Raw genomic sequence first — 17,789 nt, 5'->3', positions numbered from 1 at the left:
TCCCGGTGGGCTGGTTGATACGTTACGTGGCCAGTGGGGCATGCGGGAGGCCGGATTCGGGCTCTATTTGTAGGACTTGTCCAAAGGGGTCCGTATCCTTGCGCCGTGACTTCCGCCCCGCTTTCGGCCCTCCCCTATGCCTTGATCGCCACTGACCTGGACGGGACCCTGCTGCGCGCCGGAGACACCGTCTCCGCGCGGTCGTACGCGGCGCTCGCGACGGCGCGCGCCGCCGGCGCCCAGCACATCATCGTCACCGGGCGCCCCGTCCCACAGGTCCGGCACGTCCTGGACGACCTCGGCTACACAGGGCTCGCGGTGTGCGGGCAGGGCGCGCAGGTGTACGACACGGCGTGCGCGCGCCTGTTGCACTCCGTTCCGCTGGACCGGGACCTGGCGGAGGTGGCGCTCGGGAAGATCGAGGCGGAGATCGGCGAGGTGTACGCGGCGGTCAACCAGGAGGGGGTGGACGCCGAGATGCTGATAGGGCCGGGCTACCGGATGTGGCACCCCCACCTCCCGACGGTCCGGGTGCACCGGCGCGGCGACCTGTGGGCCGCGCCGATCAACAAGGTGCTGCTCCAGCACCCGGAGCTGGACGACGACGAGCTGACGCGGGTCGCCCGTTCGGTGGTCGGGGACCTGGTGAACGTGACGATGGCGGGGGAGCACACGGTGGAGCTCCAGCCGCCGGGCGTCAGCAAGGCGAGCGGGCTGGCGCTGGCGGCGGAGGTACTGGGCGTCGGCCCGTCGTCGACGATCGCCTTCGGCGACATGCCGAACGACATCCCGATGTTCGCGTGGGCGGCGCACGGCGTGGCGATGGCCAACGCCCACCGCGAACTGATGGCCGTGGCCGACGAACTGACCCTCTCGAACGAACAGGACGGCATCGCGGTGGTCCTGGAACGCCTCTTCCCGGGCACTTCCAGCCCCGCCCGTCCCCTTCCGGCGCCGTCGGGCCGATCCAGCCCCGCCGGCGTTTGAGGCGCGGGGGCGCGGGGGCGCGGGGGCGCGGGGGCCGGCCCCGGCAACGGCGCCGCACCGGCACGGGGCCCGGGGCGTAGCCCCGGGGAACGGGGGAAGGGCGGGTAGGGGACCGGGCCCCCATGGCCGTCAGCCCGCCGCCCTGGGCAACCGCCGCTCCCACGTCCGGTGGAAGACCACCTCCTCCCCCTCCCGGCACACCACCTCGTTCGACGTGACGAAGCCACCCGCATCGCACGAGACCTCCGAACGCGTCTCCACCCGCACGTCCCACCCCGACTCCGGCCGGTGCAACCGGATCCGCCACTCCGAGCGGGTCCGGGCCGACAACGGATCCGCCGAGTCGATCTCGTAGACCTCCGCCGCGTCTTCCCCGTACTCCAGCCCGTCCGGATACACCCGTGTCCCCCCGTACCGCGGGTCGACCTCCAGCCGCCACCGCCCGCGCGCGACGTCCCGTACGACCAGCCGCTCCGGCCGCGGCTCGTCCAGCGTGGCGGGGACGACCACACCCAGCGGCTCCGCCTGTTCCGGCGGTTCGAACACCACGGCCGGATCCGACCCCGCAGCCCTGACAGGCAGGACCACGGCGCTCCCCGCCGGGTCCAGCGTCCACCCCGCCTCCGACCCGGCCCGCGGCCAGATCCACGGCCAGTACGCCGAGGACAGCGCGAGCCGGATCCGGTGGCCCGCCGCGAAGCGGTGCCCGATGCCGTTCAGCTCGAACACCACGTCCTCGTACGCGCCCACCGGCCACGGCACCGCCTTCTCCCGGCCCAGCCGGGCCGAGAGGTTCAGCGCGCCCCGGGTGACCAGCGTCGAGGAGCCGTCGGGCGCCACGTCGCACAGCCGGGCCACCACCTGCCCGTACGGGACGTCCATCCGCAGCCGGGCCGTCACCTGCGCGCGGCCCAGGACCTCCACCGGCTCGCGCCCCACCGGGAACTCGAAGCAGGCCGACTTCGCGTCCTCCTCCCGCTGGTCCGGCGGCAGGTCCGCCTCGTTGCCGAACGGGAAGAACCGCCCGGCGTCCAGCCCCGTGTGCTGCGGGGACGCCACGGCCACCGGCGCGCCCTGGAGCGCGTACGTGACGGGGGTGACGGCGGGGGAGGGCCACTCGGCGTCCCCGACCCAGCGGCCCGGCAGCACCTCGTACGTGGTCGCCGGCGGATGGGACGCCGAGATCCAGGAGCGCAGCAGGGGCTCGTCCATCACCCCGTTGTCCGCGCCCTTCAGCCAGTGGTCCCACCACCGCAGGGTCTCCTGGAGGAACCCGATCGCCGGCCCGGGCGGCAGCCCCCGGTCCGGGTACTGGTGCGACCACGGGCCGATCAGCCCCCGTACCCGCTCGGCGGGCAGATGGGAGACCAGCCGCAGCACCGCGTCCCGGTACGGGTCGTGCCAGCCGCCCACCGCGAGGACGGCCGCGCCGATCGCCGGGTAGTCCTCGCAGACGCTGCCGTGGCGCCAGTAGTCGTCCCGCGTCTGGTGGGCCAGCCAGGTGTGGATCAGGGGTTCGACGGATTCCAGCCGCGCCAGCCACTGCTCGCGCCAGCCGTCGCCGACGAACAGCGGGTCCGGCGGGCGCGCCGCGAAGGCCAGCATGGTCGCCGCCCACGCGTGCATGTCCACGGCGAGCACCGAGCCGCCCATGTAGTGGACGTCGTTGTCGTACCGGTCGTCCGTCGAGCAGACCGTGACGACCGCCTTCAGGGCCTCCGGCGCCAGCGCCGCGATCTGGAGGGAGTTGAACCCGCCCCACGAGATCCCGAACATCCCCACCGACCCCGTGCACCACGGCTGCGCCGCCAGCCACTCCACCACCGCGACGCCGTCGGCCAGCTCCCGCGCGTCGTACTCGTCGCCCGGGTTCCCGCCGCTGCAGCCGTGGCCCCGTACGTCCACCCGTACCGAGGCGTAGCCGTGGCCGGCGTACCAGGGGTGGCGCTGCCGGTCCCGCGGGGCGGTCCAGTCCGTCAGCCGGTACGGCAGGTACTCCAGCAGGGCCGGAACCGGCTCGTCCGTCAAGGGGCGCCAGATCCGGGCGTACAGCTCCACGCCGTCGGCCATCGGGATCCGGACGTCCTCGTGCGTGGTCTCGTACGGGAACTCGGTACGGATGATCATGCGGGAACCACCTCGTTCGCCTCAGTGGACGGGGTGCATCGTGCGCCGCAGCCACGGCGCCAGGGCGATCACGGCCAGGCCCGCCGCCACCGCGACGGCGCCGTTGACGCCGAAGTACACGGGCGTGGACACCTGGCCGTACAGCTTCACCACCTGCGCCTGGATGCCGTTGGCCAGGGCCAGCGAGAGGAACCACAGCGCCATGGTCTGGCCGGCGAAGGCCCTCGGGGCGAGCTTCGTGGTGGCCGACATGCCGGAGGTCTCGAGCAGGACGTCGCCGAGCCCGAGCAGCAGGTACGAGCCGACGATCCACCAGGCGGCCATCTGGTACGCGTCCCCGCCGTGCCCCGAGGTCGGGATCACCATCAGCAGGAAGGACAGGCCGCCCAGGACCACCCCGATGGCGATCTTGTTCGAGGCGTGCGGCTGGCGGCGGCCCATCCGGACCCACAGCGCGGCCACGACCGGGGCGAGCGCCACCTCGAACGCGCCGAGCGCGGAGGCGTACCAGCTCGCGGGGAAGGGGAAGCCCAGGATCTCGGTCCGGGCGCTCGTCGACGCGAGCAGCATCATCGTCGAGTACGCCTGGAAGAGGATGAAGTTGAAGGCGACCGAGGCCAGGAAGAGCACCACGTACGGGCGCAGCCGCCCGCGCTCCTCGCGCGTCACCCGCGGGCTGCGGAACATGACCGCGAAGTAGACGGCCGGCGCGACGACCGAGACGAGCGTGAGCAGGTCGACGAAACGGCCCATGGTCAGCCACCCGACGGCGGCCAGAAGAGTGGCGAGCGCGCCCGCGGCGAGCAGTCCGGCGACGATGCGGCGCACCGCGCGACGCATCGCGTCGGGGGCGAGGGCGTACTCGGCCGAGTGCTTTCGTCCGGCCAGATGGCGGCGGCCGAGCACGTACTGGACCAGGCCCGCGGTCATGCCGACGGCGGCGGCGGAGAAGCCCCGGTGCCAGCCCTGGTGCTCGCCGAGCCAGCCGGTGATCAGGGGCCCGGCGAAGGCGCCGATGTTGATGCCCATGTAGTAGAGCGCGAAGCCGGCATCGCGCCGGTCGTCGTCCGTCCGGTACAGCTTGCCGACCATACTGGCCACGTTGGGCTTGAGCAGGCCGGTGCCCGCGCTGATCAGGCCGAGGCCGGTCCAGGTCATGGCGGCCGTCGGCACCGCCATGGCGTAGTGGCCGCAGGCGATCAGGACGCCGCCCCAGAGCACGGCCCGGTACGAACCGAGGATCCGGTCGGCGAGCCATCCGCCGGCGACGGAGACGAGGTAGACCATGGTCCCGTAGGCCGCCGAGACGGAGGCCGCGGTGCCCGGGTCCATCCCGAGGCCGCCGTTCGCCACCGTGTCCGCGAAATAGAGGACGAGGATGGCCTGCATGCCGAGGAACGAGAAGCGCTCCCAGACCTCCAGTCCGGACAGCGTGGCGAGGCCCCGGGGGTGCCCGAGGAAGGCGTGGTCGTCGGCGGGCGGCGGCCGGTCCGCCTCCGGGTCGACCGGTTCTGCCGGCTCCCCTGTTTCGGTTGCAGTTCTGGACAAAGCACATTCTCCGGTCGTTTCGGCTCCTGACGAACATACCGGTGCGCATCGGGCGCTGCGTGGGCGGCGACATGGCGGCCGCTCTCGGTGATCGAAAACAGACCGGATACGCTGGCTTGAGTGATGGCAGCGACACATCGACAATCCAGGTGATCGTCAGCGTGATCGTCAGCAGACAGGAGTACCCCTCGTGACCGTCGTCGGGCCGTTCGGACTGAGCGTGCGGGACCAGGCTCTTGAGACCGATGTCCAGGCCGGACTGGCCGCCGTCGAGGCGGGTCTGCTGGAGGCCACCAAGAGCGAAGTCCCCTTCATCACCGAGGCCGCACAGCATCTGGTCAAGGCCGGCGGCAAGCGGTTCCGGCCGCTGCTGGTGATGCTCGCCTCGCGGTTCGGCGATCCCTACGCGCCAGGGATCGTGCCCTCCGCGGTGGTCGTCGAGCTCACCCATCTGGCGACGCTCTACCACGACGACGTCATGGACGAGGCGGACGTGCGCCGCGGTGTGGCCAGCGCCAACGCCCGCTGGGGCAACTCGGTGGCCGTGCTGACGGGTGACTTCCTGTTCGCCCGCGCCTCGCACATCCTGGCCGACCTCGGGCCAGAGGCCGTACGCATCCAGGCCGAGGCCTTCGAGCGGCTGGTGACGGGCCAGATCCTGGAGACGGCCGGCCCGCGCGACGGCCGCGACCCGGTCGCCCACTACCTCGACGTCATCGCCGGCAAGACCGGCTCGCTGATCGCCGTCTCCGGCCGGTTCGGCGCGCTGATGTCCGGCGCCGACGAGTCGGTCGTCGACATCCTCACCCAGTACGGCGAGCGCCTCGGCACCGCCTTCCAGCTCGCCGACGACGTCCTCGACATCGCCTCCGACTCGCACGAGTCCGGCAAGACCCCGGGCACGGACCTGCGCGAGGGGATCCCGACGCTGCCCGTGCTGCGGCTGCGCGAGATGGCCGCCCAGGGCGGCGACCCCGACGACCTGGAGCTCGTGGGCCTCCTGGACGGCGATCTGACCGACGACGCGCGGCACGCGGAGGTGCTCGCCCGGCTGCGGGTGCACCCCGCGCTGGAGCAGGCCCGCCGCGACACCATCCGGTACGCGCAGGACGCGCGGGCCACGCTCGCCCCGCTGCCGGAGTGCTTCGCGAAGTCGGCGCTCGAGGAGCTGTGCGACGCGGTGGTGCACCGCGCCGGCTGACGGCAGCCGTTCGGCTGAGGTGAGGGCCCGGCATCCCCTACGGGTAGGGGAGGCCGGGCCCTCGTCGTGTCATCCCTGGGGCGTACGCGGAGTTGGCCCCGGGGAGTGACGCCCCGACCCCCTCCCCTTTGGTCAGATGGAGACACACCAGAACGGGTGACAAAGAGGTAGGGCAGACATGGCAACGAACGCAAAGACCCGCAAGGCCGCCCGGTACGCCGTACCGGTCGCGGTGGCGGGTGTGGCCGCCGCGACCGTGGCGATGGTCCCGGCCTTCGCGAACTCCGGCAGCCCGGACCTGCCGAAGGTGACGGCACAGCAGCTCATCGAGAAGGTCGCCGCCTCGGACGTGCAGCAGCTGTCCGGCAGCGCGAAGATCAGCACCGACCTCGGTCTGCCGACCCTGGCGACCGGGCTGCTCGGCGGCGGGGGCGTCGCGGGCGGCTCGGCCAACCCCGAGGACAAGATCGCGCAGCTGGCGAGCGGCACGCACACCGTGCGCGTCGCGGCCGACGGCCCGGACCGCCAGAAGCTCACGTTCGTGGACGGCAAGGACGAGTACAGCCTCGTCCACAACGGCGCCGACGTCTGGGGGTACGACAGCAAGGCCAACGAGGTCTGGCACGAGAAGGACCCCGAGGCGGCGGCAGCCGGCAAGGACCACAAGAAGACGGCCGACCGCATGGGCGGCGCCTCGCCCCAGCAGTTGGCCCAGGACATCCTGAAGGCCGCCGGCCCGACCACGGACGTCAGCGTGGGCGACACCGCTCAGGTGGCCGGCCGGGACGCGTACCAGCTGGTGCTGAAGCCCAAGCACGGCGGATCCACCGTCGGCTCGGTCAAGATCGCGGTGGATGCCAAGAACGGCGTGCCGCTGCGGGTGCAGCTGCTGGCGGCCGAGGGCGGCAAGCCGATCGTCGACGCCGGGTTCACCAAGGTGGACTTCGCCAAGCCGTCCGCCGACACCTTCGCGTTCACCGCACCCAAGGGCGCCAAGGTGACCGAGGGCTCCGACCACGTCCCGGGGGGGCGCGGCAAGGAGTTCAAGGGCCTGGAGTCCTTCCCCGGCCTCGACGCCCTGACCGGCGGCGCGGGCCTCGCGGGCGGCAAGGGCGGCGAGACGAAGGTGCTCGGCGAGGGCTGGTCGACCATCGCGCGGATCGACACGGGCGCCGGCAAGAGCCTGAAGGACATCGAGAACGACAAGAACGCGCCCAAGGAGGCCAAGCAGTTCCTCGACTCCCTCGGGGGCAAGGTCAACGGCAAGTTCGGCGAGGGCCGGGTCTTCAAGACCCGCCTGGTCAACGCCCTGATCACCGACGACGGCAAGGTCTACGTCGGCGCGGTCACCAAGGACGCGCTGGTGAAGGCGGCCGACGCCAACAAGTAACCCCGTGTGAGGGGTGTGCCCGAAGGGTGGGCGGGGACTGTGTCCCTGCCCACCCTTCGGCCGTTCCGGCCCTGTGTACAGCAGGCCCGCTGTACCGTGAAAAGCATGTCGAGACACGTCACCATCCGCCTGGACGAAGAGTTCCACGAGCGCCTCAAGGCGCGCGCGGCGGCACTGGGGACGACGGTCACCGCGCTGATCACCGAGGTGACGGAACGCGAACTCGACGAGGACCGGAAGAACTTCCTTTCCGGCATCGAGGAGTTCGCCGACCACTGGAGCTACTTCCAGGAGCGGTTCGGCAATTGAAGATCACCATGGAGTGGGCCTGGACCGCTCTGGCCCACCATCTCCCGTCCGACCCCGCCGTGTGGGACCCCTCCGGGGTGGCCGCCGCGGTCGCCCGGCACCAGAACGACCTCGTCCTGGTGCCCGAACAGCCCGCCCCGGACACCGCGTGGCGGGCCGCCGCGTTTCTGCACACCCTCGCGGTGTGCCCGGCGCTGGAATCGCCGATGAACGAGTTCTACGCGGCCGCCGCCACCCGCTCGTACCTGCGGGTGGCGGGAGCCAGGCAGTTGCCCTCGCCGGAGGACCTCGGCGATCTGGTGGAGGCGGCGAAGCTGGGCCGCGCGGACATCGGCGCGGTGGCCGAGGAGCTCCGCGCGTTGATACAGGAGCCGCTGACGGTCCCGCCGCAGACCCGTACGGAGGACGCGCCCTGAGCGGGCGCGCCCCCGGGGCGAGCGCTAGAAGGTGATCTTCCAGCTGTTGATGTAGCCGACGTCCTGCGCCGCCACGTCCTTGGCCTGGAGCTTCCAGACGCCGTTGGCCACCTCGCTCGAGGCGTTGACGGTGTACGTCTGGACGAGGTCGTCGGCGCTGCCGCCGCTGCGGTTGTGGAGGTTGTAGACGGTGCCGTCGGGGGCGACCAGGTCGACCACCAGGTCACCGCGGTAGGTGTGGACGATGTTCACGTCGACCTTGGTGGTGGCCGGGGCGTTGCCCGTGACGCCGGAGACCGTGATCGGCGAGGTCACCGCGGCGCCGGGGGAGTCCGGGATGTTCACGTCCGCCGTGTTCTCGAAGGACTTGCCCGGCGGGACCGGGGTGGCCGCCCCGAGGTTCCAGATCGCGTACGCGATGGCGTCGGAGTTGCGGTCCAGGGCGGTGTCGTTGATGTTCGCCGTGGTGTCGCACGAGGAGTGGTAGCAGCGGTCGAAGGCCTGCCCGGAGGTGCCGCCCCACTTCTGCGCCTGGGCCGCCGTCTTGGTGTAGTCGGCGCCGGAGAACAGGCCGCCGACCGGGATGCCCGCGCTCTTGAACGGGGCGTGGTCGGAGCGGCCGTCGCCCTCGGTCTCGATCTCCGTCGGGACGCTGATCCCCGCGTAGTAGTTCTTGAAGGTCTGCTCGATGGTCGGGTCGTCGTCGTAGACGAAGTAGCCCGGGTTCGGCGAGCCGATCATGTCGAAGTTCAGGTAGCCGGAGATCTTCGCCTTCTCGGCGCTCGGCAGGTTGTTCACGTAGTACTTCGACCCGACCATGCCGAGCTCCTCCGCGCCCCACCAGCCGAACCGCAGGTGCTTGGTGGGCTGGAGCTGTGCGCGCGAGACGGCCAGGGCCGTCTCCAGGATGGCGGCCGAGCCGGATCCGTTGTCGTTGATGCCGGGGCCGGCGGACACCGAGTCCAGGTGCGAGCCGGACATCAGCACCGAGTTCGGGTCGCCGCCCGGCCAGTCGGCGATCAGGTTGTAGCCCGTCGCGCCGCTGCTGGTGAAGGTCTGCAGCGTGGTCGTGAAGCCGGCTGCGTCCAGCTTGGCCTTCACGTAGTCGATCGAGGCCTTGTAGCCGGCCCTGCCGTGGGCGCGGTTGCCGCCGTTGGCGGTGGCTATGGACTGGAGCTGCGCCAGGTGTGCCTTGACGTTGGCCACCGGGATGTCGGGCGGTGTCGGCGCCGCTGCCGCCGCCGTGGGGGCGGCGAGTGCGGCGGGGGCGGTGGAGGCGAACAGGCCGGCGACCGCGATCGCGGTCACGGCGGCGAGGCGCCGGGAGACGGACAGGCTCATGTGGGGGACTCCGGAATTCCGTTGGGGATTGAACGGAACGTGCGGGGTGGCGCAAGTGAGCGATCGTGCGTCAGTGCGAGCCTGATGTTCAGTGGAAGTGTGACTGTCCGTCAAGACCGAGATTCGGTCAGGGTGGTTCGGAAAACGGACGATCCCCGCTACGGGAGTTCCGCAGCGGGGATCGTGGGGGTATGGGGGCGGGGCGCCCGGTGTTACGCGGTGTTACGCGGTGTTACGCGGGCTCGGGTTCGGGCGCCTGGGCCGTCGCCGGCCGGGCGGCCCGGGCCGTTTCGAGCCGGGCCCGGTTCTTGCCCGCCGTACGCAGCGCATCCCAGGTCAGCAGCGCGAGCGCGGCCCAGACCAGGGAGAACCCGGCCCAGCGCTCGGGCGGCATCGCCTCGTGGAAGTAGACGACGCCGAGCCCGAACTGGAACACCGGGGCCAGGTACTGCAGCAGCCCGAGCGTGGACAGCGGGACCCGGATCGCGGCCGCCCCGAAGCAGACCAGCGGGATCGCGGTGACCAGCCCGGTCGCGGCGAGCAGCGCCCCGTGCCCGAGGCCCTCCGTGGCGAAGCTCGACCGGCCCTGCGCGCCGAGCCACAGCAGATAGCCGAGGGCGGGCAGGAACAGCAGCGCGGTCTCGGCGGCGAGCGACTCGACCCCGCCCATGTTGAGCTTCTTCTTGATCAGCCCGTAGGCCGCGAAGGAGAAGGCCAGCACCAGCGAGATCCACGGCGGCCGCCCGTAGCCGACGGCGAGCACCACCACCGCGGCGACGCCGATGCCGACCGCCGCCCACTGCGCGCGGCGCAGCCGCTCACCGAGGACCAGGACGCCGATCGCGATGGTGACGAGCGGGTTGATGAAGTAGCCCAGGCTGGCCTCGACGACCGCGCCGTTGTTGACGGCCCAGATGTACAGGCCCCAGTTCACGGAGATCACGGAGGCGGCGAGCGCGGTCAGGCCGAGCTTGCGGGGCTGCCGGAGCAGCTCCCGTATCCAGCCCCAGCGGCGCATGGCCAGCAGCAGGATCCCGACGACGCCCAGCGACCACACCATGCGGTGGGCGAGGATCTCGACGGCCCCGGAGGGCTTGAGCAGCGGCCAGAAGAGGGGGACCAGCCCCCACATTCCGTATGCGCCGAATCCGTAGAGCAAACCCGTGCGCTGCTCGTTCTCCGCCTTCACGGGGGCCTCCAGTCACATTCCAGCCAACTTCACGAAGGTAGCGCCGGACGAGCCGGATGTCATGCCCGTCTACGGGAGATACTCATGACATCTCCGAGGTCTTGTGCGGTCGGGGCGGCCCGGACTCAGGCCGCGGGCGGCCCGGACTCGGGCCGCGGGCGGTCCGGCTCAGGCCAGGGCGGAGGTGATCGCCTGGGCCACCGGGGTCGTCGGGCGGCCGATGAGCCGGGACAGGTCCCCGCCGGTGTGGGCCAGTCGGCCGCGGGAGATCGCCGCGTCCACGTCGACGAGGATCGCCGCGAAGCCCTCGGGGACCCCGGCGCCGGTCAGGATCGACCGGTGCGCGTCGGCCGGGACCTCGGTGTACGCGACCTCCTTGCCGGACTGCGCCGCGATCTCGGCCGCGTACTCCGCCAGGCTCCAGGCGGTGTCGCCGGAGAGCTCGTACACCTGGTTCAGGTGGCCCTCGCCGGTCAGTACCGCGGCCGCCGCGGCCGCGTAGTCCGCCCGCGCGGCGGAGGCGATCCGGCCCTCGCCCGCGCTGCCCACGACCGCGCCGTGCTCCAGGACGGTGGCGATGTGGTGCGTGTAGTTCTCGTGGTACCAGCCGTTGCGCAGGAAGGTGTAGGGGAGGCCGGAGTCGAGGACGGCCTGCTCGGTGACCTTGTGCTCGGCAGCCAGGTCGAAGTCGGCCTCGGGGCCGCCGAGGATCCCGGTGTACGCGAGCTGGGCGACGCCGGCGGCCTGCGCGGCCTCGATCACCGCGGTGTGCTGCGGAACCCGGCGGCCGACCTCGTTGCCGGAGATCAGCAGGACGCGGTCGCCGGAGCGGAACGCGGCGGCCAGGGTCTCGGGGGCGTCGTAGTCCGCGACGCGCACCTCGACGCCGCGCTCGGCCAGGTCGGCCGCCTTCTCCTTGCTGCGGACGACGACGGCGACGCGCTCGGCGGGGACCCGGTTCAGCAGCTCCTCGACGACGAGGCGGCCGAGGGCTCCGGTGGCTCCGGTGACGACGATGCTCATGGGGTGCGCTCCTTGCGTTGGGGTGTGTCACCGCGTTGGGGGCCGTGCCTTGCCCCCGCGGTATGACACCACCCTAAAAGGAAGCGCTAACCTTTCGTAAGTACCCACTTCAAAGTAAGGTACTGGTATGAAGGTAAGCGTGAAGGCCCCGATGTGCCCGTCCCGCGGAGTGCTGGAGCACGTCACCAGCCGCTGGGGCGTGCTGGTCCTGGCCGCACTCGTCGAACGCTCGTACCGGTTCAGCGAACTGCGCCGGGAGGTCGGCGGCGTCAGCGAGAAGATGCTGGCCCAGACCCTGCAGACGCTCGAGCGCGACGGATTCCTGCTGCGCGACGCCAAGCCCGTGATCCCGCCGCGGGTGGACTATTCGCTCACCGAGCTGGGGCGCGAGGCCGCCGAGCAGGTGTGGGCCCTGGCCCGCTGGACCGAGCGGCGCACCGCCGACGTCCAGGCGGCGCGTGCCGCGTACGACGAAGCCCGGAGCTCCTGAAGGAACTCCGGGCCGTCGTGCGGGCGTGCCGGTCGCAGGGTCAGCCGACGACCGTCCACGTGTCGTTGCCGGCGAGCAGGGTGCTGAGGTCGCCCTTGCCCTTGTTGTCGATGGCCGTGTCGAGCTGCTCGGCCATCAGCGTGTCGTACACCGGCCGCTCCACACTGCGGAACACCCCGATGGGCGTCTGGTGCAGGGTGTCGGGGTCGGCCAGCCGGGACAGCGCGAACGCGGTGGTCGGGCCTGCGGTGTGCGCGTCGTGGACCAGGATCCGGGCCTCGTTCTCGGGGGTCACCGCGACGACCTCCAGCTCACCGGTGGCCTGGTTGCGTACGACGCCCTTGTGCCCGTCGACGCCGAAGCGGATCGGCTGCCCGTGCTCCAGCCGGATCACCGCCTCCTGCGCCTGCGTGCTGTCCTTCAGGACCTCGAAGGCGCCGTCGTTGAAGATGTTGCAGTTCTGGTAGATCTCCACCAGCGCCGTGCCCTGGTGGTCCGCGGCCGCCCGCAGCACCTCGGTGAGGTGCTTGCGGTCGGAGTCGACGGTCCGGGCCACGAAGGAGGCCTCGGCGCCGAGCGCCAGGGACACCGGGTTGAAGGGCGCGTCCAGCGAGCCCATCGGCGTGGACTTGGTGATCTTGCCGACCTCGGAGGTCGGCGAGTACTGGCCCTTGGTCAGCCCGTAGATCCGGTTGTTGAAGAGCAGGATCTTGAGGTTGACGTTGCGGCGCAGCGCATGGATCAGGTGGTTTCCGCCGATGGACAGCGCGTCGCCGTCACCCGTGACCACCCACACCGACAGGTCGCGGCGCGAGGTGGCCAGCCCGGTGGCGATCGCCGGGGCGCGGCCGTGGATGGAGTGCATCCCGTACGTGTTCATGTAGTACGGGAAGCGGGAGGAGCAGCCGATCCCGGAGACGAAGACGATGTTCTCCTTCGCCAGTCCGAGCTCGGGCATGAAGCCCTGGACGGCCGCGAGCACCGCGTAGTCGCCGCAGCCGGGGCACCATCGGACCTCCTGGTCCGACTTGAAGTCCTTCATGGACTGCTTGGCCTCGGCCTTGGGGACCAGCGAGAGCAGGTGGGGGGCGTCGGTCACCTCAGTCATTGATGGCCTCCTCGAGAACCTTCGCGAGCTGCTCAGCCTTGAACGGCATTCCGTTGACCTGGGTGTACGACTGGGCGTCGACCAGGTACTTCGCCCGGATCAGGGTGGCGAGCTGCCCGAGGTTCATCTCCGGCACCACTACCTTGTCGTAACGCTTCAGGACCTCCCCGAGATTCCTCGGGAAGGGGTTGACGTGGCGCAGATGGGCTTGTGCGACCGGGATTCCGGCGCTCCGCAGCCGGCGGACGGCAGCGGTGATCGGGCCGTAGGTCGAGCCCCAGCCGACGACGAGGGTGCGGGCCCGGTCGGGGTCGTCGACCTCGAGGTCGGGGACGTCGATGCCGTCGATCTTGGCCTGGCGGGTGCGGACCATGAAGTCGTGGTTGGCCGGGTCGTACGAGATGTTGCCCGTGCCGTCCTGCTTCTCGATGCCGCCGATCCGGTGCTCCAGCCCGGGCGTCCCGGGGACCGCCCAGGGGCGGGCCAGCGTCTGCGGGTCGCGCTTGTACGGCCAGAAGACCTCGGTGCCGTCCGCGAGCTCCTGGTTGGGGCTCGTCGCGAAGGGCGTCTTCAGGTCCGGGAGGTCCGCGATGTCCGGGATCCGCCAGGGCTCGGAGCCGTTCGCGAGGTAGCCGTCGGAGAGCAGGAACACCGGCGTCCGGTACGTCAGCGCGATCCGCGCCGCGTCCAGGGCCGCGTCGAAGCAGTCCGCCGGGGTCCTCGGAGCCACGATCGGCACCGGGGCCTCGCCGTTGCGCCCGTACATGGCCTGGAGCAGGTCCGCCTGCTCGGTCTTGGTCGGCAGGCCCGTGGAGGGGCCGCCGCGCTGGATGTCCACGATCAGCAGCGGCAGCTCGAGCGAGACCGCGAGCCCGATCGTCTCGGACTTGAGCGCGACTCCGGGACCGGAGGTGGTGGTCACGCCGAGGGCGCCGCCGAAGGCCGCGCCGAGCGCCGCGCCGATGCCGGCGATCTCGTCCTCGGCCTGGAACGTGCGCACGCCGAAGTTCTTGTGCTTGCTCAGCTCGTGCAGGATGTCCGAGGCCGGGGTGATCGGGTACGAGCCCAGGTAGAGCGGCAGATCGGCCTGCCGGCCCGCCGCGATCAGCCCGTAGGCGAGGGCCAGGTTCCCGGAGATGTTGCGGTACGTGCCGGTCGGGAAGGCCCGGGTCGCCGGGGCGACCTCGTAGGAGACCGCGAAGTCCTCCGTCGTCTCGCCGAAGTTCCAGCCCGCCCGGAAGGCGGCCACGTTCGCCTCGGCGATGTCGGGCTTCTTCGCGAACTTCTGGCGCAGGAAGTTCTCCGTGCCCTCGGTGGGCCGGTGGTACATCCAGGACAGCAGGCCCAGCGCGAACATGTTCTTGCTGCGCTCGGCCTCCTTGCGGGAGAGCCCGAAGTCCTTCAGCGCCTCGACCGTGAGGGTCGTCAGCGGCACCGGGTGGATGTTGTAGGCGCCCAGCGAGCCGTCTTCCAGCGGTGACGTCTCGTAGCCCACCTTGGCCATCGGGCGCTTCGTGAATTCATCGGTGTTGATGATGATCTCGGCGCCGCGCGGAACGTCCCCGATGTTCGCCTTCAGCGCCGCCGGATTCATCGCCACCAGCACGTTCGGGGCGTCGCCCGGCGTCAGGATGTCGTGATCGGCGAAATGCAGCTGGAACGAAGAGACGCCCGGCAGGGTGCCGGCAGGGGCGCGGATCTCGGCCGGGAAGTTCGGCAGCGTGGAGAGGTCGTTCCCGAAGGAAGCCGTCTCCGAGGTGAACCGGTCGCCGGTGAGCTGCATACCGTCGCCCGAGTCACCTGCGAACCGGATGATCACCCGGTCGAGGCGGCGTACTTCCTTGCCGCTCGGGCCCGGGGGCGTCCGTTGTTCGCCGACTACAGCCCCTTCGGCCCCGTCGGCCTGTTCGGCTGGGCTACTGACCTGGCTGGTCACTGAACTGGACCTCCTTCGAGGCTTGGCGTTCCCGCTCCCAAGGTCAACCCTACGTCGGTAGGAGTGGCCTCCTCGGGGGACGCTCGTATTCTGGACCGTCGTCTGCGGCGGTCTGTCGAGAGAATTCCGCGGGATTCCGCGGAATTCCGAGAGATTCCGAGATTGCGTGCCGTGCAGAAATAGTGCGAGCTCCCTGCGGCCAGGTGCGGTACTGCCGTACCTGACAGAGTGTCAGTTGATCAAGGTTTTGATCAATGCCCCGCATGTCGATCAGGGGTGTTCCGATCAAGACCGCAGGTAGGTGAGGACGGCCAGGACTCGCCGGTGGTCCCCGTCGCTCGGGGACAGCCCGAGCTTCATGAAGATGTTGCTGACGTGCTTCTCCACCGCTCCGTCGCTGACCACGAGCTGCTTGGCCACCGCCGAATTGGTCCGGCCCTCGGCCATCAGGCCCAGCACCTCGCGCTCGCGCGGGGTCAGCCCCGCCAGCACGTCCTGCTTCCGGCTGCGCCCGAGCAGCTGGGCGACCACCTCCGGGTCCAGGGCGGTCCCGCCCCTGGCCACGCGTACGACGGCGTCCAGGAATTCCCGTACGTCGGCCACGCGGTCCTTCAGCAGGTACCCCACGCCGGTACTGGAACCGGCCAGCAGTTCGGTGGCGTACTGCTCCTCCACGTACTGCGACAGCACGAGCACGCCGATCCCGGGATGCTCCCGGCGCAGCCGTACGGCGGCCCGTACGCCTTCGTCGGTGTGCGTCGGCGGCATCCGTACGTCGGCCACCACCACATCCGGCAAGGCGTCCTCGGCCGCCAGCTCCGCCACCGTCTTGATCAGGGCTTCCGCGTCCCCGACGCCCGCTACGACGTCATGCCCCCGGTCGGTCAGCAACCGGGTCAGGCCCTCACGCAGCAGCACTGAATCCTCGGCGATGACCACCCGTACCCTGTCTTCCACGATCCAGCAGCTCCCGCGATCACACGTTCCCCGATGTCCCTGACTCAGCCAAGCATCCCAGCCTCGAGGACGGATGTAGGCGAGACCGGATCAACGCGTGGCCGAAGGGGCCGAAGCGGTGGAGCCGAGGGGTTTGTCCGGGATCCCTCCGGGACGTGCGGGATCTACCTGGTACGCCAGGGGAGCTCGGCGGTGACGGTGGTGCCGCTGCCGGCCGGCGAGTCCACGACCAGCACCCCGTCCACGGCGTCCAGCCGCTCGGCGAGCCCCGCCAGCCCGGTACCGGGGCCGTCGGTGCTCGCGCCACCGCGCCCGTCGTCCGCGACCTGGATCAGCAGCCGGTCCCCGGACCTCCAGACGTCCACACCCGCGGTACGGGCCCCGGAGTGCTTGCTGATGTTCTGCAGCAGCTCCGAGACGGTGAAGTACGCGATCCCCTCGACGGCGGAGGCCGGCCGGTCCGGCAGGTCCACGGACACCCGTACCGGCACCGCGCACCGGGAGGCCACGGAGGACAGGGCAGCGTCCAGACCGCGGTCCGTCAGTACGGCCGGGTGGATCCCGCGGGCCAGGTCGCGCAGCTCTTGGAGCGCGATCTTCACCTCCCCGTGCGCCTCGTCCACCATCCGGGCGGCGGCGCGGGGGTCCTCGGCGAGCTTCTCCTTCGCCAGCCCGAGGTCCATGGCCAGCGCCACCAGGCGGGCCTGCGCGCCGTCGTGCAGGTCCCGCTCGATGCGCCGCAGGTCGGCGGCGGCGGTGTCGACGACGACCCCGCGGTCCGATTCGAGCTCCGTGACGCGGTGGTCGAGGCGGGACGGCCCGAGCAGCCCGCCGACCAGGACGCGGTCGACGGTGGTCAGGGCCCGCACCACCCAGGGCGTGACCAGGGTGAACCCGAGCCCGACCAGGCAGGCGAGGACGATCTCGGCGGGGGAGTCGAGGTAGAAGCTGTCATCGTCGTTCTGGAACAGCTGCAGGCCCGGCTGGTCGGTGTAGGCCGGGAAGACCCAGAACCACACCGGGTACAGCAGGAGGGCCCATCCGTACGCCCAGAACACCAGTGCCACGGTGAAGGCGAAGATCGCCCACGGGAGGTGGATCACCGAGTACAGCGCGTGCCGCCAGGCGCTGCCGCTCTTGAGCACCGCGCCCATGGCGGCGAGCGGACCCCGCTTCCCGGCCCGGACGGGCGCGGGCTCCGCGATGTCGACCCCGAGCAGGCCGCGCACCCGGGCCCGCTCGACCCGTCCGAACCCGCGGCACAGGGCGAGCACCCCGGCGAGGACCGGGATCCCGAGGAAGGTGACGAGCAGCCCGGCGCCGAGGCTGACGCCGGTGATCGCGAGCGAGAAGTACAGCACGCTCAGCGGCAGCCCGAGCATCAGGTACCCGAACTCCCGCCACGTCCGCCCCTGGAACGGAGCCCGCAACACCTCACCGATCCGCATGATCCCAACCCGCCCTTCGCCTTCCACGGACAACCCACCCCACCCTCCCGCCCACCCGCCTCCCGATCCATCGGGCAGGTGGGCGTCCCGACAGGGGGGATAACCCCACCACCCCCCGCTCACCGCATTTCCAGCCCACCCCGAGCCGGGCTCGCCCCCCCCTTCCGGCCCCGCCGGTGTTCGAGGCGCGGGGGTCCGGGCCTCAGGCCGGTCCCCTCTTTCGGCCCCGCCGGCGTTTGAGGCGCGGGGGTCGGGCCCCGGGCCGGTCCCCTCTTTCGGCCCTGCCGCGGAGGCGCGGGTGCCTGGCTGGCCCCGGGGT

15 protein-coding genes are annotated in these 17,789 nt (G+C 71.2%); 6 read left to right on the top strand and 9 right to left on the bottom strand.

All coding sequences use genetic code 11. From position 1 onward, the window contains the following. Positions 1-105 precede the first annotated feature (105 nt). Complete coding sequence (locus ACZ49B_RS32730) at positions 106-987, top strand: HAD family hydrolase (protein WP_468313053.1); 882 nt, start codon at positions 106-108, stop codon at positions 985-987. Between the two features lie 129 nt (positions 988-1,116). Here the strand turns inward: ACZ49B_RS32730 and ACZ49B_RS32725 are convergent, their stop codons facing one another. Both ACZ49B_RS32725 and ACZ49B_RS32720 read right to left on the bottom strand, forming a co-directional pair. Continuing rightward, a complete protein-coding gene (locus tag ACZ49B_RS32725; protein ID WP_468313050.1) occupies positions 1,117-3,114 on the bottom strand; it encodes a CocE/NonD family hydrolase in 1,998 nt (665 codons plus the stop codon). Positions 3,115-3,135: 21 nt separating this feature from the next. Continuing rightward, complete coding sequence (locus tag ACZ49B_RS32720) at positions 3,136-4,662, bottom strand: peptide MFS transporter (protein ID WP_468313047.1); 1,527 nt, start codon at positions 4,660-4,662, stop codon at positions 3,136-3,138. Positions 4,663-4,852: 190 nt separating this feature from the next. Between ACZ49B_RS32720 and ACZ49B_RS32715 the strand changes: the two genes are divergently transcribed. The 4 genes from ACZ49B_RS32715 to ACZ49B_RS32700 all read left to right on the top strand — a co-directional run bounded on the left by ACZ49B_RS32715 (position 4,853) and on the right by ACZ49B_RS32700 (position 7,978). Then, entirely contained in the window at positions 4,853-5,863 is a 1,011-nt protein-coding gene (locus tag ACZ49B_RS32715) for a polyprenyl synthetase family protein (RefSeq protein ID WP_468313044.1), read from the top strand. A 178-nt stretch (positions 5,864-6,041) separates the two neighbouring features. Beyond that, on the top strand, positions 6,042-7,253 hold the full coding sequence (locus ACZ49B_RS32710) for a LolA family protein (RefSeq protein ID WP_468313041.1): 1,212 nt from the start codon (positions 6,042-6,044) through the stop codon (positions 7,251-7,253). 105 nt (positions 7,254-7,358) lie between these two features. After that, complete coding sequence (locus tag ACZ49B_RS32705) at positions 7,359-7,562, top strand: ribbon-helix-helix domain-containing protein (RefSeq protein ID WP_229337077.1); 204 nt, start codon at positions 7,359-7,361, stop codon at positions 7,560-7,562. Then, a complete protein-coding gene (locus tag ACZ49B_RS32700; RefSeq protein WP_468313038.1) occupies positions 7,559-7,978 on the top strand; it encodes a hypothetical protein in 420 nt (139 codons plus the stop codon). Before ACZ49B_RS32705 ends, ACZ49B_RS32700 begins: the two co-directional genes overlap by 4 nt. A 24-nt stretch (positions 7,979-8,002) precedes the next feature. On the opposite strand, the gene ACZ49B_RS32695 is transcribed toward ACZ49B_RS32700, so the two are convergent. The 3 genes from ACZ49B_RS32695 to ACZ49B_RS32685 all read right to left on the bottom strand — a co-directional run bounded on the left by ACZ49B_RS32695 (position 8,003) and on the right by ACZ49B_RS32685 (position 11,531). After that, on the bottom strand, positions 8,003-9,319 hold the full coding sequence (locus ACZ49B_RS32695) for a M28 family metallopeptidase (RefSeq protein ID WP_468313036.1): 1,317 nt from the start codon (positions 9,317-9,319) through the stop codon (positions 8,003-8,005). A 232-nt stretch (positions 9,320-9,551) separates the two neighbouring features. Further along, a complete protein-coding gene (gene rarD / locus ACZ49B_RS32690; RefSeq protein ID WP_468313034.1) occupies positions 9,552-10,508 on the bottom strand; it encodes an EamA family transporter RarD in 957 nt (318 codons plus the stop codon). 168 nt (positions 10,509-10,676) lie between these two features. After that, entirely contained in the window at positions 10,677-11,531 is an 855-nt protein-coding gene (locus tag ACZ49B_RS32685; RefSeq protein ID WP_468313031.1) for an SDR family oxidoreductase, read from the bottom strand. 127 nt (positions 11,532-11,658) lie between these two features. Here ACZ49B_RS32685 and ACZ49B_RS32680 point away from each other — a divergent pair, with 127 nt between their 5' ends. Further along, complete coding sequence (locus ACZ49B_RS32680) at positions 11,659-12,021, top strand: winged helix-turn-helix transcriptional regulator (RefSeq protein ID WP_030298092.1); 363 nt, start codon at positions 11,659-11,661, stop codon at positions 12,019-12,021. Positions 12,022-12,061: 40 nt separating this feature from the next. On the opposite strand, the gene ACZ49B_RS32675 is transcribed toward ACZ49B_RS32680, so the two are convergent. From ACZ49B_RS32675 to ACZ49B_RS32660, 4 genes are all read right to left on the bottom strand, one after another. Then, a complete protein-coding gene (locus ACZ49B_RS32675) occupies positions 12,062-13,129 on the bottom strand; it encodes a 2-oxoacid:ferredoxin oxidoreductase subunit beta (protein ID WP_468313028.1) in 1,068 nt (355 codons plus the stop codon). Further along, positions 13,122-15,065: a 2-oxoacid:acceptor oxidoreductase subunit alpha gene (locus ACZ49B_RS32670; protein ID WP_468313025.1), complete on the bottom strand. Its 1,944-nt coding sequence runs from the start codon at positions 15,063-15,065 to the stop codon at positions 13,122-13,124. Before ACZ49B_RS32670 ends, ACZ49B_RS32675 begins: the two co-directional genes overlap by 8 nt. 285 nt (positions 15,066-15,350) lie before the next feature. Continuing rightward, positions 15,351-16,022 (bottom strand): response regulator transcription factor, encoded by a 672-nt coding sequence (locus ACZ49B_RS32665; RefSeq protein ID WP_078622395.1) that lies wholly within the window; start codon positions 16,020-16,022, stop codon positions 15,351-15,353. 164 nt (positions 16,023-16,186) lie between these two features. Continuing rightward, a complete protein-coding gene (locus ACZ49B_RS32660) occupies positions 16,187-17,470 on the bottom strand; it encodes a sensor histidine kinase (protein WP_468313022.1) in 1,284 nt (427 codons plus the stop codon). Positions 17,471-17,789: the final 319 nt, after the last annotated feature.

The sequence above is a fragment of the Streptomyces sp. NPDC031132 genome (genome assembly GCF_055570595.1).
Note: the sequence above shows the minus strand (reverse complement) of the source record. Positions and strands in the feature narration are given on the sequence as shown.

Bases quoted from the DNA above. Each gene is read 5' to 3' on its own strand.
- ACZ49B_RS32660 (WP_468313022.1), bottom strand. From the start codon at position 17,470: ATGCGGATCGGTGAGGTGTTGCGGGCTCCGTTCCAGGGGCGGACGTGG.
- ACZ49B_RS32680 (WP_030298092.1), top strand. From the start codon at position 11,659: ATGAAGGTAAGCGTGAAGGCCCCGATGTGCCCGTCCCGCGGAGTGCTG.
- ACZ49B_RS32705 (WP_229337077.1), top strand. From the start codon at position 7,359: ATGTCGAGACACGTCACCATCCGCCTGGACGAAGAGTTCCACGAGCGC.
- ACZ49B_RS32725 (WP_468313050.1), bottom strand. From the start codon at position 3,114: ATGATCATCCGTACCGAGTTCCCGTACGAGACCACGCACGAGGACGTC.
- ACZ49B_RS32685 (WP_468313031.1), bottom strand. From the start codon at position 11,531: ATGAGCATCGTCGTCACCGGAGCCACCGGAGCCCTCGGCCGCCTCGTC.
- ACZ49B_RS32710 (WP_468313041.1), top strand. From the start codon at position 6,042: ATGGCAACGAACGCAAAGACCCGCAAGGCCGCCCGGTACGCCGTACCG.
- ACZ49B_RS32695 (WP_468313036.1), bottom strand. From the start codon at position 9,319: ATGAGCCTGTCCGTCTCCCGGCGCCTCGCCGCCGTGACCGCGATCGCG.
- ACZ49B_RS32675 (WP_468313028.1), bottom strand. From the start codon at position 13,129: ATGACTGAGGTGACCGACGCCCCCCACCTGCTCTCGCTGGTCCCCAAG.